Source organism: Rhodopseudomonas sp. BAL398, from assembly GCF_033001325.1.
Lineage (GTDB): Bacteria > Pseudomonadota > Alphaproteobacteria > Rhizobiales > Xanthobacteraceae > JARJEH01.
This window is the reverse complement of record NZ_CP133111.1, coordinates 113,370-126,405: the sequence shown is the minus strand read 5'-3', so window position 1 is coordinate 126,405 and position 13,036 is coordinate 113,370. Positions and strand designations below refer to the sequence as shown.

Below are 13,036 nucleotides of genomic sequence, written 5' to 3'. Positions count from 1 at the left end.
GCATCTTTTGCCGCAACGTCAATCATTTCACCTGACGGAATTGGCGTTGAGGCTTCCACGCCGATCCTGACCAACGATGAGAAGGGAAACGCCCGTGAATCTTCCAAAGTACCAAACCGCGCTGATCGTCGGCGCCGGCGATGGGCTCAGCGCGTCGCTGGCGCGGCTGTTCGCGCGCCAGGGCCTCAAGGTGGCGCTCGCCGCCCGCAACGCCGACAAGCTCGCCGCGCTCTGCGCCGAGACCGGCGCCAGCGCTTATGCGTGCGATGCCACCGATGCGGGCGCGGTCGAGCGGCTGTTCGGTGAGGTCGAGCGCGATCTCGGCGCGCCCGATGTCGTGGTCTACAATGCCAGCGGCCGCGCTCGCGGCGCCTTTGTCGATCTGGTCGCCGCCGATGTCGCGCAGGCGATCGCGGTCTCCGGCTTCGGCGGCTTCCTGGTGGCGCAACAGGCAGCGCGGCGGATGCTGCCGCAGGCGCATGGCGCGATCCTGTTCACCGGGGCCTCGGCCAGCGTCAAGGGCTATGCGCAATCGGCGCCGTTCGCGATGGGCAAATTTGCGCTGCGCGGATTGGCGCAAGCGATGGCGCGCGAATTGTCGCCGCAGGGCATTCATGTCGCGCATTTCGTGATCGACGGCGGCATCCGCAGCACGGCGCGACCGGAGCGGATGGAGCCCGCAGGCCGACCGGATTCGATGCTCGACCCCGACGCCATTGCGCTCAGCTACTGGAACGTGCTGCAGCAGCCGCGCAGCGCCTGGAGCTGGGAGCTGGAGCTACGGCCCTGGGTCGAGAAATTCTAGCCGCGCCGAACCGTTCAACCAGCGAACGCGGACCAACCGCGCAAGGAAAACCATGTCCAGCACCGAGACCACCATCGACACCGGCACCGACGAATTATTGTGCGTGGTGCGCAACCGCGTCGCCATTATCACCCTGAACCGGCCCGAGGCCCGCAACGCGCTGTCGGATCGGCTGACGCCGGCGTTGCGCAGCATGATCAAGAGCTGCGGCGAGAATCCGGAGATCGGCGCCCTGCTGATCACCGGCGCCGGCACCGCGTTCTGCGCCGGCGGCGACGTCAAGGGCATGGGCGCACATCGCGATCCGGCGCGGCAGGCGATGTCGCTCGACGACAAGGTGGCGGATCTGCAGGAGCGCCAACGTCTGCTGACCGGCGCGCTGGTATCGGTGCGCAAGCCGACCATCGCGGCGCTTCCGGGCGCCGCCGCCGGCGCCGGGCTCGCGATCGCGATGGCCTGCGATATCCGGATCGCGGCGGAATCCGCGTTCGTCACCACCGGTTATCTGCGGGTGGCGCTAAGCGGCGATTACGGCATCGCCTGGCTGCTGACCCGGCTGGTCGGCACCGCGCGGGCGCGCGAACTGATGTTCACCGCCGAGAAGGTCGATGCGCGGCGCTGCGAGGCGATCGGGCTGGTCAATCGCGTGGTGCCGGACGATCAATTGCAAGCCGCGGCGTTTGCGATGGCGCAGGCGATGGCGGCGGGACCGACGCTGGCGCTGCGCTACATGAAAGACAATCTCGACGAGGCACTGGCATTCGACTTTGCCACCGCGCGCGACCACGAAGCCGAACGGCTAATACGCGCCACCATGACGGCCGATCATCGCGAGGCGGTGCAGGCCTTCATCGACAAGCGCGCGGCAGTGTTCCAGGGGAAATGAAAGGTCAGCGCGGCCTCGCCTCGCCGGTCGCGGCGAGCCGCCAACTGGCGCAAGGGATCTGCTGCGGCGCGAAGGCGATGGCTTTTTCCAGCCGCACCTGCTTCCAGTCGCCGGGGAAGTGGCTGAAGGCAAAACCCATCTTGCGCGCCAGACCCAGCGTCGCGCCGTTGGAGCGCAGCGTATCGCCGAACAGCCGCACGGCGCCGAGCGCCGCGGCTCGGCATTGCAGATTCGACAGCAACGCCGTGCCGATGCCGTGGCCGTGCCAGCGGTCGGCGACCGAAACGCCGAATTCGACGCTCGCCGCCTCCGAATGATAGGCGTAGCGGACCTCGCCTATGATGGCGTCGTCCTCGCCGCGCGCCACGGTCGCCAGCACCGAGTAGCTTCCGCCGTCGCCGGCGCGGACAAATTTGTCGAGCTGGGTCTGCGGCAATTCCGGCGCCGCGCCCATCAGCCGATTGTAGCGCGAGCCCGCTGACAACGAACGAAAGTAGTCCCGCAGCGCGGCGGCGTCGGCCGGCTCGGCGAACCGCAGCGAAAGTTCGGCTCCGGTCCGCAGCAACACCACGTCGGTGTATCGGCCGAGGTCGGCGAGATTCAATGCCAGCATCGAACGCTCCCTGCGCTGCGCCAGTTCGGTGGCGTCAGCCGCGCCAGAACGGCTTCTCGGCCTCGAACATCATGTCGCTCCACGAAATTCCGAGATCGTGCATGTCCCGCTCGGAAAGCTTCGCCAATTCGTGCCGCTGCCGTTGCCGGTCGCGCCAGGTCTGCAGCACCGCCCGGAGCAGCCCGAGAGAACTGAGGTCATGATGATTTGTCATCGTATGGTCTGAGCATGTGGACATCGTCGCCTCCAGAAACTAAGCTATGGTGTCGTTTATCGCCGTGATGTCGCCGCGCGACAAACGACACTTTGTCCCCGTTCGGATGAGTTTTTCTCATGATTGAGACCGTCGTCACGCAACCAGGCCGGGGCCGATGACCGCCCGCCTACCGTCGCTGAACGGCTTGCGCGCCTTCGAGGCCGCGGCGCGCCATCTCAGCTTTACCGAAGCCGCGGTCGAGTTGAACGTCACCCAGACCGCGATCAGCCATCAGATCAAACGGCTCGAGGATGAACTCGGGGTCCGGCTGTTCATCCGGCAGAATCGTGCGCTGGCGCTGACGCCACAGGCCCGCGACTACCTGCCGGGCATCCGCGCCGCGTTCAACGATCTGCGGCTGGCCACCGACCGGCTGCTGCGCAAGGACGACAACGTGCTCACCGTCAGCACGCTGGCGTCGCTGGCGGCGAAGTGGCTGCTGCCGCGGCTGTCGGCGTTCCAGGAGGCCCATCCGGGCATCGACGTGCGCATCACCACATCGCGGGCGCTGGTCGATTTCAAGGCCGGCGACGTTGACGCGGCGATCCGCTATGGCCGCGGCCAGTGGCCGGGCCTGCGCGCCGACTGGCTGATGGCGGACCAGCTGTTTCCGGTGTGCAGCCCGGCGCTGCTGCGCGGCGGCCGGCCGCTGCAATGCCCCGAGGATCTGGCGCAGCACACGCTGCTTCACACCAGCGGCGGCTATGACGACGACTGGCGGCTGTGGCTGACCGCAGCGGGCCAGCCGGCCACGCTGTCGAAAGCGCCGGGCCTGTCGTTCGACCTGATTCTCGTGACCGTGCAGGCGGCGATCGATGGGCTCGGCGTCGCGATGGGCCGCACATCCTATGTCGAGGCCGACATCGCCACGGGCCGCCTGGTGGTGCCGTTCAAAATCAGGTTGCCGGATGAATGGGGGTTCTATCTGGTATCACCCAAGGCGAGCGCGGATTCGCCGAAGCTGTCGGCGTTCCGGCAATGGCTGACGGCGTCGATGCGCCAGGCCTCCGAGACGGCCTGAGATCGGGAGAGCGATGATGATGCAGGAATTGGTGCCGCTGGCCGAAAAGGTGGCAATCAAGCTGATCGCGCAACGCCAGACCATTGCGATTGCCGAATCCTCGACGGGCGGGCTGATCTCGGCGGCGCTGCTCGCGGTGCCCGGCGCCTCGGCCTATTTTCTCGGCTCGGCGGTGGTCTACACCCGCGAGGCACGCCGCGTCCTGATGGATATCCCCGACCCCGAGATGAAGGGCCTGCGCTCAGCCTCGGAGCCCTATGCGCAATTGCTGGCCGGCCGCATCCGCACCCGGTTTTCCTGCGACTGGGGCCTGTCGGAAACCGGCGCCACTGGTCCGACCGGCAATCGCTATGGCGACGCCGCCGGGCATTGCTGCATCGCGATCGCGGGGCCCGGACAGGAAGCGATGACGCTGGAGACCGGCAGCGCCGACCGACTCGGGAATATGCAGCAGTTCGCCAGCACCGCGCTGACCTTCCTGCTGCATCATCTGTCGCAGCAATGAGCGCAGCGCCTAAGTCAGATGGCGCACCAGCGTAAGTCCGGCGAACAATCCGGCGATCGCCAGCACCACCGAGCCCAGCACATACAGCGCGGCCAGAACGACTTCGCCGCGCTCGTAAAGCAACGCGGCATCCAGGGAGAACGCCGAAAAAGTGGTGTAGCCGCCGAGCACGCCGGTCATCACAAACAGCCGCAACGGCTGCGACGCGCCGCCCTTGAACGCCAGATAGCCGGCGACCACACCCATCACGGTCGAGCCGGTGATGTTGATCAGAAAGGTATGATACGGAAACGCGGTCCCCAGCGTGCGCGAGCTGATGGTGTTGACGAAATGGCGCACCGTCGCGCCAAGCCCGCCGCCCAGAAAAACCAGAAGATAGTTCAGCACACAGTCCTCCGCGTCGGCGACATCGCAGGCGAAACGCCCGGTTGGTTTGAGGCAAGCGCCGGCCGACGGCAAGCCGCAAAAACATTCACAGTGATTCAGAAAGACGCATCGCGGCAATGAAAAAGGCGGCAGCTTGTGCTGCCGCCCGTTTCAAATGGCGCGATGCGATCAGGACGCCTTGCCGAACAATTCGTCGACATAGTCCCAATTCACCAGATGATCGACAAACGCCTTGAGATAATCCGGGCGGCGATTGCGATAATCGATGTAATAGGAATGCTCCCAGACGTCGACGCCGAGGATCGGCGTGGCGCCGTGCACCAGCGGATTTTCGCCGTTCGGCGTCTTCGAGATTTCGAGCTTTCCGTTCTTGACCGACAGCCAAGCCCAGCCGGAGCCGAACTGGCCGGCACCCGCGGCGGCGAAATCGGTCTTGAATTTCTCCAGACCGCCGAGATCCTCGGTGATCTTCTTTTCCAGCCGGCCCGGCAGCTTGCTACCGCCGCCATTGGGCTTCATCCAGCTCCAGAAATGCAGATGGTTGAAATGCTGACCGGCATTGTTGAACAGCGCGGCGTTCTTGCCGAACGAGCCCTTGACGATGTCCTCGAGGGATTTGCCCTCGAATTCGGTGCCCTTCAGCAGGTTGTTGCCGTTGGTGACATAGGCCTGGTGGTGCTTGTCGTGGTGAAACTCAAGCGTTTCCTTCGACATATGGGGCGCGAGGGCGTCGTAGGCGTATGGCAGATCGGGAAGCGTAAAGGTCATGGGTCATTTCCGAAAAATGGGGGACGTCGGCTTAACGGGAACCTTTATAGAAGGTTCCACAGCGGTTCAAAACAGCAAATGCGATCAAATCGCGGTCGCAACCGGCTCGCCGACGACGTCGCGACGCTGCGGCGGCCGCACATTCATCAGCATCTGCACGGCTCCGGCGATCAAGCCGATCAGCACCGCGGCCTGCCAGGCCCTGTCATAATTGCCGAGCCGGTCATAGATCATGCCGCCGCCCCAGGCCCCCAGGAACGAACCGGCCTGATGGCTGAGAAAGGCGATCCCGGTCAGCGTGGCCATGTAACGCAGTCCGAACAGCTGCGCCACCAGCCCATTGACCAGCGGAATCACCCCGAGCCACAGCGATCCCATCGCGGCGGCGAAGATCAGTGTCGAAGTGGCCGACGCCGGGAAATAGAAATAGGCGGCGATCGCCAGCGAGCGCGTGACATAGATGCCGCCCAGCAGCAGCTGTTTCGGATAGCGGCCGCCGAGCCAGCCGAAGGCATAGGAGCCGATCACGTTGAACAATCCGATGGTGGCGAGCGCCTCGGCGCCGAGCGAGGCATCGAGCCCGCAGATGTCGAGATAATTCGGCAGATGCGTAGTGAGGAACACCAGTTGCAGCCCGCAGACGAAGAACGCAATCGCCAGCACCACGAAGCCGGAATGGCCGAGCGCCGATTGCACCACCGCGCCGAGCGTCTCCTGAACATCGTCGGACTTTTCGATTTCGATCTTGTCGGCGCGGCCGGCGAACAGCGCCGACGGCAGCATCACGGCGACGAGGCCGAGAAAGCCGATCAGCGCCATTTGCCAGCCGGCGGTGGTGATCAGGGTCTGCGCCAATGGCGAGGCGATCACCAGCCCGAGCGAGCCCGCCGCCGACACCGCGCCCATCGCGACGCTGCGCTTGGCGGCCGACACTGTGCGCGAGGTCACCGCCATGGTCATGCTCGAGGCGGTGCAGGACAGCGCCAGCCCGACGCATAGCCCGGCGCCGAGGGTGAAGACCAGCGCCGACGTCGCCACCATCATCAGCACCAGCCCGGCGGCATAGACCAGCACACCCATCAGCATCACATAGCGCGCGCCGTATCGGTCGGCAAACATCCCGACCAATGGTTGCGAGACGCCCCAGACCACGTTTTGCAGTGCCGTCGCCAGCGAGAAATCGGCGCTGGTGATGCCGATATCGCGGATCACTGAGGGCTGAAACAGCCCGAAACTCTGCCGCATCCCCATCGCGAGGCTGAGCATCACCGCCGCGCCGATCAGAATCGACCAGCGTTGAAACGAGCTGAGCTGGGCTGCCGTCATCGAGTCATTTCCCCAAATCCTATATTTCATTTGATCTTGCCATCGGAACCGGCGACTTACCAGCCATCAGCCCGGTATCATGGGGATGCGCCGGGCGCAGAGGTTGTCACACCATGAGCATCGAGATCGAAGTCCTGTCGGGCGACGCATCCTGGCCGCGGGCTAAGCCGCTGTTGGACACGGTGTGGCCGCCGGAGGCAAAGGCAACCCTGCCCTGGGGCAACATCGAGATGGCACATGCCACGCTCCGCGTGCTGATCGATTCGCCCGAAGGCCTGCTCTGCCACGTCGGGCTGCATTTGCGCACCCTGACCTGGAACGACCGCAAATGCGAGGTCGGCGGCATCGGCGGGGTTGCCACCCATCCCGATTGCCGGCGCCGCGGCTATGCCAGCATCGCCCTGAATGCCGCGATCCAGACGCTGCGCGATCACGAGGCTGTCGATTTCGGCCTGCTGTTCTGCGAACCGCGCCACGCGGCGTTCTACGGCCAACGCGGCTGGGCGGCGTTTGACGGCGAGGTCTACGCCGAACAGGCCGGACAGCGCATCCGCTTCGACGCCATCGCAGCCCGGGTGTTCGATCTGCGGCTGAAGCCGCGGCAAGGCGTCATCGACCTCTGCGGATTGCCGTGGTGACCACGCGTTAGACGCCACAGACGACGTCTTGCGCAGTTATAATATGTCAATCATAATCTCATCAAAGCCGCGCCCCGCGGTCCGTTCGGGATGTCACGCATGACGATCGATGCACCAGCCGACGCCCCGCTTCCGATCGCGCCTGGCAACGCTTTGCTGACAGCGCCGATCCTGCCGACGCTGTTGCGGCTGGCGGTTCCCAACATCATCGCGATGGTCGGCACCGCACTGGTCGCCGTGGCGGAAACCTCTTATATCGGCCGGCTCGGGCTGGTCCCGCTGGCCGCGATCGCGCTGGTGTTTCCGTTCGCCATGCTGACGCAGATGATGTCGGCCGGTGCGATGGGCGGCGGCGTGTCTTCGGCGATCAGCCGGGCACTCGGCGCCGGCAACCAGGAGCGCGCCGCCGTGCTGGCGATCCACGCCGTCATCATCGGGGTCTGCGGCGGGCTGCTGTTTACGGCGATGATGTTAGCGTTTGGCCGCCACTTCTTCGTGCTGCTCGGTGGCAAAGGCGACGTGCTCGAACAGGCCTGCGGTTATTCTCGGGTGCTGTTTTGCGGCGCGGTGTCGATCTGGCTGGTCAATACGCTGGCATCGATTTTGCGCGGCACCGGCGAGATGCTGCTGCCGTCGGCGACACTGCTTGCCACCGCCGCGTTGCAGATCGTGATCGGCGGCACGCTCGGTCTCGGCCTGTTCGGCATGCCGCGACTGGGAATGCCGGGCGTCGCCGCCGGCCAACTGATCGCCTTCACCCTCGCCGCGCTGTTCCTGCTCGGATATCTGATCAGCGGGCGCGGCCGGCTCCGTCTGCGCTTGGCCTCCTTTGCGTTTCAGCGCGGGATGTTCGTCGACATCCTGAAAGTGGGCGCGATGGCCTGCCTGGCGCCGCTGCAATCCGTGCTCACAATTCTGATCTTCACCAAAATGTTGGCCGGCTTCGGAACCCTGACCTTGGCCGGCTACGGCATCGGCTCGCGGCTTGAATTCCTGCTGATCCCGGTCGCCTTTGCCTATGGGGTGGCGTCGATACCGATGGTCGGCATGGCGATCGGTGCCGGCCTGGTGGCGCGGGCGCGACGCGTGGCATGGACGGCGGCGGCCGCGGCGGCACTGAGCCTCGGATTGGTCGGGTGGGTGATGGCGGTCAAGCCGTCCTTGTGGGTCCGGCTGTTCACCAGCGACCCCGGCGTCGCGGCCGCGGCCGATAGCTATTTCGGCTGGGCCGGGCCGGCGTTCGCCTTCTTCGGCTTGGGCGTTTCGCTGTATTTCGCATCGCAAGGCGCGGCCAAGGTCGGCGGCCCGGTGCTGGCGGCCACCGGCCGATTGCTGATGGTGGCGCTTGGCGGATGGTGGCTGACCTCGATCGGCGCGCCGGCCTCCGCGCTGTTCGCGCTGGTCGCTGTCGCAATGGTGGTCTACGGCCTCGGCACGGCGGCGGCGGTCAAGCTGACACGGTGGGGCATTTAGGCCGCGTCGTGCGTCGCGTGCCGGCGTCGCTGGCATTGCGCGAATCTGCGCTTTCTTGATATCCAGGTCAGGATTGTCCACGACCTGCACGCGCCGGTCGCCTCAGGTTCCGCCGGCAAAGCTGGAGTACAGGAATGGCTGCACGGTCCGTTTTGATGTTGGGAAGCCTGCTGGCCTCGCTGGCCGCGCCGGCCGCGCTGGCGCAAGGATCCCACTCCCCCACCGGGCTCTGGCTGACCCAGGCGGGCGACGCCAAGGTGCGGGTCAATCGCTGCGGCAAAGCCTATTGCGGCACCGTGGTCTGGTTGCGGGATCCGATCGATCGGGCCACCGGCAAGCCGGCGATCGACGACAAGAATCCAAACCCGGCGCGCGCCGGGCGGCCGATGATCGGGCTGCGCATTTTCGGCGATATGCGGACTTCCGGGCAAAGCAAATGGTCAGGGCATATCTATAATGCCGACGACGGGCAGACCTATATCAGCCATATTTCTCTCACCGGCCCGCGGACGCTGAGGGTCGAGGGCTGCGTCGGCGCGCTGTGCGGCGGCGAAAACTGGACCCGAACCAGACGCTGACGTGTCGGGCCGATCCGAGGCTTATGCCATCGCCTTCAAGGTCAGCGCCGCCGACGCGTAGCCGCCGCGCGCGCCATCGATGAAATGCACATGGTCGCTGCGCAAGGCGGACGGCGTGAAGCAGGTCACTATCGCGGCGTCCTGACGAAACAGACCATAACGCACGAAGCCCTTCGCCGTGGCGTCCGACAGCACGCGTTCCAGCGACTCCGCCAGTTCCGGCGTGCAGTCCAAAATCATCCGCAAGCCATCGTCATATTTGCGGAAATCGGAATTTTCGACCACCTGCCTGGTATAGGTCTTCGGCACGAAACCGCCGATGCTGATGCCGAACCGCATGATCAAAAACGAAATCAGCGTGGTCGCCAGAACAATTGCGCGCCGCACCAGCAGCGGGCCGCCGCGCGCCACCCGCGCCTCATAATCGACGCCCGCCGGCGGCCAGCGGAAATCGGGGCCGCGCGCGGGAACCGGCCGTCCGGCATCGGGGCTTTGCTCTGCCAGCGCAATCACGTCCTCGATCAGGCCGCGAAACCGCGCCGGATCGGCACCGGACGACGCCACGATCAGCACCGACAGGATCACGCCCTGCGCCGCGGGGATTTCCTCGAACCGGCATGACAGCCCCGAGAGATCGGGATGGGTGCCGGGCGGCGCCATCGCCACCGCGAATTCGCCTCGCTTCATCGCAGCTTCGGCCCAGCCCAGCCCGCCGCCGGCAAACATCGCATAGGACACGTTCGGCGACGGCGCATAGCGCGCGACGCGAACGTCCAACTGCTGCGCCCGCACCGCGGCGATCGGGACCAGCGCGATCCGCATCGACAGGTCGAGGTCGCCCTCCACCCAGGCGGCCGTCGCGGCGAGGGCTGCGCGCGCGCGATCGAGATCGCCCGGCGCCACCGCGAAGCTGGCGCCGTCGCCGCCGAATACGAAGGGAAATTCGCGGCCGTCCAGCGCATTGGTGACCGCCGCAATCACCGCGGCGCCAGCCATGTTGACGGCCTTGTAGCGCTGCGCCGCGATCGCCTTGGTGGAGTCGACAATGTCGGCGACGCCGATGGTCCAACCATCCGGCAATGCCGAATACAGCGTCGGGTCCATCAGGCTGGGAAAGCCGTGGAATACCGGAATGCCGTGATAGAACGCGTCGCTTTCACCGTCGACAGCCATGGTTGCGATGGTTCCAGTCTGGATCATCAAACAGCTACGTTCGGGACCGCAATTCGTTGCGGAACAGTCGTTGAAATCTCACTCGCCTCGGGCGCACAGGCCCAGCGCTGCCGTGACCGTTCCCCGAACGCATCGCGTCATCGTGATGTCCGAATACAGCCCGAACGCAAACACCGCCAAGGCCAGCAGAAAGATCGCACCAAGCGATTTCAATTGTGAAGCTTCCGGTTTCGCAACAAGGATCACCCAACCAGGGTCGGCCCTAGCGCGGATCAGCGCCTTGGCCGCCCCAGTTAGAGCAGAAAGGCAGGTCCGATCAACCATGGATCAGGCCGAGCGTCGCGGCGGGCGTCACTTCGCCAGCAATGCCTCTACGCCGGTCCAAGCCTCCGGCGGCGGATGGCGCTGAAATTCCCGGATCCGGCCGACATACAGTTCGAACAACGCCGCAATGTACCGGCCTTGCCGGCCACCCGCCCCCCCTTTGGATCGCATCGATGGCGTCATCCCAATTGCGGCTGCGGTCATTCGCCAGCTGCGCCAATCGCTCCACCAGGGCCGGCGGCATCAGGCAATATACGCACGGCGCGCGATTCACTCTTTCATAAGAACAACTAACAGCGTGTGAACGCGGTCGTCGCATTATGGTCCTACCTGTGAGCAAGACTGGTTAGCTTAAAGTCAACCCCGCGTTGCGCTTAGCCGGCGCTCGGCTACTGTGTCGGAACGGATATTCTGTGGAGTACGCTATGTCCCACTCTTTTCATTCCGCCGACCGCGCCACTCATTTGAAGATTGTCGGTCTCGCCGCTTCCCTGGCGATCGTGGTCATGTTGGTCGGCATTCATGGACGCACTGACTCGTCGCTGGTCGCGTCGCGCGCGCCGATCAAGGCCGCCACGACGGTGACGCTCAGCAGCGACACCTCCGTGGCGATTCGGTAATCGGCCACGAGGATCACTGAGACACCGCCCGGCTCGGTCAAAGACCCATCGCAGAAACTGTCACTGCCGGTTCATCACAATCTGCCGCCGCGCTGAGCGGCACAGCTAATGCCCCTGCTGCCTCAGCCCAATGATCGCGCGTTCGACGCCTTCGAACGCTACGACCACCACCACGCGTGGGCCGCTTCTGCGGCCGGTGCGGCGCGATGCAGAATAGACTTCCCGATTTTGCGACATTCTACGGCGGCATAGGGCCGGCAGATCGCTAGCCGCTCTGTTGAACTGGCTCGCCCCAGCAGGCCGGCGTGGCTCGAGCGCGATTGACAGCGCCACCTTACTGCAACCATGTTCCGCTGAGACAAGCGGCGATGCCGGCAGCCGATTGACACGCCTTATCGGGCGGCACATGTGCCCCCTTGACCAGCCTTCTGGGAAAATATGACCGATGTTTAATGTTCGGCGCGTGGCGTTTGTCGGCGCATTGATGGTCGTGCTGATCGCGGGCTGGATGATCAAGGCCAAATTCTTTCCGGCGAAGGCACCGCCCCCCGTTACCGCCGCGGCGAAGCTCTCCGACATCGAAGAGACCGTGCTGGCCAGCGGCACGCTGAAGCCGATCAAGATGGTCGCGGTAGGCGCCCAGGTGTCCGGCCGGGTGATCTCGCTCAAGGTCAAGATCGGTGACAAGGTCAAACTCGGCGACCTGATCGCCCAGATCGATCCCATCACCAAGCAGAACGACCTGCGAACCGCCGAGGCTGCGCTGCAGAACATGCGCGCGCAGCGCGACGAGAAGGAGGCCACGCTGGCGCTTGCGCAATCCACGCTGGCCCGCAATCGGCTGACCGTCGCGCAGAAGGCGACCCCGCGCGCCGATTTCGACACCGCGGTCGCCACCGTCAAGCAGACCGAGGCGCAGATCGCGGCATTGGACGCCCAGATCACCCAGGCCGAGGTGTCGGTGGCCAATGCCCGCGTCAATCTCGACTATACCAAAGTCACCGCGCCGATCGAAGGCACGGTGCTGGCGGTGGTCACCCAGGAAGGCCAGACCGTCAACGCCGTGCAGTCGGCGCCGACCATCGTGATTCTCGGTCAGGTCGAGGTGATGACGATCCGAGCCGAGATTTCCGAAGTCGACGTCATCAAGGTGAAGCCCGGACAGGAGGTCTATTTCAACATTCTCGGCGACCCCGACCATCGCTATAGCGCGCAGCTGGATTTCATCGAACCCGCGCCGGAATCGATCAAGAACGACAGCAGCTTCAGTTCGACGAGCGTGACCTCCAGCTCATCGGCGGCATCGACCTCGACCTCGGCGATCTATTACAACGCCATCTTCACCGCGCCCAATTCCGATGGCCGGCTGCGCACCTATATGACGGCGGAAGTGCACGTCGTGGTCGCGCAGGCCCATCAGGCGCTGACGATTCCATCCGCGGCGTTGACCAGGCGCAATCCCGATGGCAGCTATCTGGTCGAGGTCGTCGGCGTCGACGGCACGGTGTCGTCGCGCTCGGTCAAGATCGGCATCAACAACAAGCTGATGGCGCAAGTTCTCTCCGGCCTCGCGGCGGGCGACAATGTCGTGCTGCGCCGGACAACCGGCGACGCCCAACCGTCGTCGGGCGGCAGCGACGCTCCGCCGCCGAGAATGTAAGCC

16 protein-coding genes are annotated in these 13,036 nt (G+C 65.1%); 9 read left to right on the top strand and 7 right to left on the bottom strand.

What is annotated here, in order from left to right:
• Positions 1–94: 94 nt before the first annotated feature.
• Positions 95–805 carry an SDR family NAD(P)-dependent oxidoreductase gene (locus RBJ75_RS00615; RefSeq protein ID WP_152647714.1) on the top strand — a complete coding sequence of 237 codons (711 nt, stop codon included), beginning with the start codon at positions 95–97 and terminating at the stop codon, positions 803–805.
• Positions 806–857: 52 nt separating this feature from the next.
• Positions 858–1,691 carry an enoyl-CoA hydratase-related protein gene (locus tag RBJ75_RS00610; protein WP_044411175.1) on the top strand — a complete coding sequence of 278 codons (834 nt, stop codon included), beginning with the start codon at positions 858–860 and terminating at the stop codon, positions 1,689–1,691.
• A 4-nt stretch (positions 1,692–1,695) separates the two neighbouring features.
• On the opposite strand, the gene RBJ75_RS00605 is transcribed toward RBJ75_RS00610, so the two are convergent.
• Positions 1,696–2,304 carry a GNAT family N-acetyltransferase gene (locus RBJ75_RS00605; protein WP_044411172.1) on the bottom strand — a complete coding sequence of 203 codons (609 nt, stop codon included), beginning with the start codon at positions 2,302–2,304 and terminating at the stop codon, positions 1,696–1,698.
• A 34-nt stretch (positions 2,305–2,338) separates the two neighbouring features.
• Positions 2,339–2,518 carry a DUF1127 domain-containing protein gene (locus RBJ75_RS00600; RefSeq protein ID WP_411194489.1) on the bottom strand — a complete coding sequence of 60 codons (180 nt, stop codon included), beginning with the start codon at positions 2,516–2,518 and terminating at the stop codon, positions 2,339–2,341.
• A gap of 157 nt (positions 2,519–2,675) precedes the next feature.
• Here RBJ75_RS00600 and RBJ75_RS00595 point away from each other — a divergent pair, with 157 nt between their 5' ends.
• Positions 2,676–3,581 carry a transcriptional regulator GcvA gene (locus tag RBJ75_RS00595; protein WP_276156986.1) on the top strand — a complete coding sequence of 302 codons (906 nt, stop codon included), beginning with the start codon at positions 2,676–2,678 and terminating at the stop codon, positions 3,579–3,581.
• 19 nt (positions 3,582–3,600) lie between these two features.
• Entirely contained in the window at positions 3,601–4,086 is a 486-nt protein-coding gene (locus RBJ75_RS00590) for a CinA family protein (protein WP_044417715.1), read from the top strand.
• A 9-nt stretch (positions 4,087–4,095) separates the two neighbouring features.
• Here the strand turns inward: RBJ75_RS00590 and crcB are convergent, their stop codons facing one another.
• The 3 genes from crcB to RBJ75_RS00575 all read right to left on the bottom strand — a co-directional run bounded on the left by crcB (position 4,096) and on the right by RBJ75_RS00575 (position 6,567).
• Positions 4,096–4,470 (bottom strand): fluoride efflux transporter CrcB, encoded by a 375-nt coding sequence (crcB, locus tag RBJ75_RS00585; RefSeq protein WP_044417713.1) that lies wholly within the window; start codon positions 4,468–4,470, stop codon positions 4,096–4,098.
• A gap of 171 nt (positions 4,471–4,641) precedes the next feature.
• Complete coding sequence (locus RBJ75_RS00580) at positions 4,642–5,241, bottom strand: superoxide dismutase (RefSeq protein ID WP_044417709.1); 600 nt, start codon at positions 5,239–5,241, stop codon at positions 4,642–4,644.
• A gap of 84 nt (positions 5,242–5,325) precedes the next feature.
• Entirely contained in the window at positions 5,326–6,567 is a 1,242-nt protein-coding gene (locus tag RBJ75_RS00575) for an MFS transporter (RefSeq protein WP_044417707.1), read from the bottom strand.
• 113 nt (positions 6,568–6,680) lie between these two features.
• On the opposite strand from RBJ75_RS00575, the gene RBJ75_RS00570 reads away from it, so the two are divergent.
• The 3 genes from RBJ75_RS00570 (at position 6,681) to RBJ75_RS00560 (ending at position 9,256) form a co-directional block, all read left to right on the top strand.
• On the top strand, positions 6,681–7,205 hold the full coding sequence (locus tag RBJ75_RS00570) for a GNAT family N-acetyltransferase (protein WP_044417705.1): 525 nt from the start codon (positions 6,681–6,683) through the stop codon (positions 7,203–7,205).
• A 99-nt stretch (positions 7,206–7,304) separates the two neighbouring features.
• Entirely contained in the window at positions 7,305–8,678 is a 1,374-nt protein-coding gene (locus RBJ75_RS00565; protein WP_044417703.1) for an MATE family efflux transporter, read from the top strand.
• Between the two features lie 134 nt (positions 8,679–8,812).
• Positions 8,813–9,256, top strand: coding sequence for a DUF2147 domain-containing protein (locus RBJ75_RS00560; protein ID WP_044417701.1), 444 nt, complete (start codon positions 8,813–8,815; stop codon positions 9,254–9,256).
• Positions 9,257–9,277: 21 nt separating this feature from the next.
• Here the strand turns inward: RBJ75_RS00560 and RBJ75_RS00555 are convergent, their stop codons facing one another.
• Positions 9,278–10,429, bottom strand: a complete 1,152-nt coding sequence (locus RBJ75_RS00555; RefSeq protein ID WP_044417711.1) for a DUF3095 domain-containing protein — start codon at positions 10,427–10,429, stop codon at positions 9,278–9,280.
• Between the two features lie 78 nt (positions 10,430–10,507).
• On the bottom strand, positions 10,508–10,753 hold the full coding sequence (locus tag RBJ75_RS00550; protein WP_152647886.1) for a hypothetical protein: 246 nt from the start codon (positions 10,751–10,753) through the stop codon (positions 10,508–10,510).
• Positions 10,754–11,178: 425 nt separating this feature from the next.
• Here RBJ75_RS00550 and RBJ75_RS00545 point away from each other — a divergent pair, with 425 nt between their 5' ends.
• Together RBJ75_RS00545 and RBJ75_RS00540 are read left to right on the top strand one after the other, a co-directional pair.
• Positions 11,179–11,373, top strand: a complete 195-nt coding sequence (locus RBJ75_RS00545; protein ID WP_080901248.1) for a hypothetical protein — start codon at positions 11,179–11,181, stop codon at positions 11,371–11,373.
• Between the two features lie 445 nt (positions 11,374–11,818).
• Entirely contained in the window at positions 11,819–13,033 is a 1,215-nt protein-coding gene (locus tag RBJ75_RS00540; RefSeq protein WP_044415192.1) for an efflux RND transporter periplasmic adaptor subunit, read from the top strand.
• Positions 13,034–13,036: the final 3 nt, after the last annotated feature.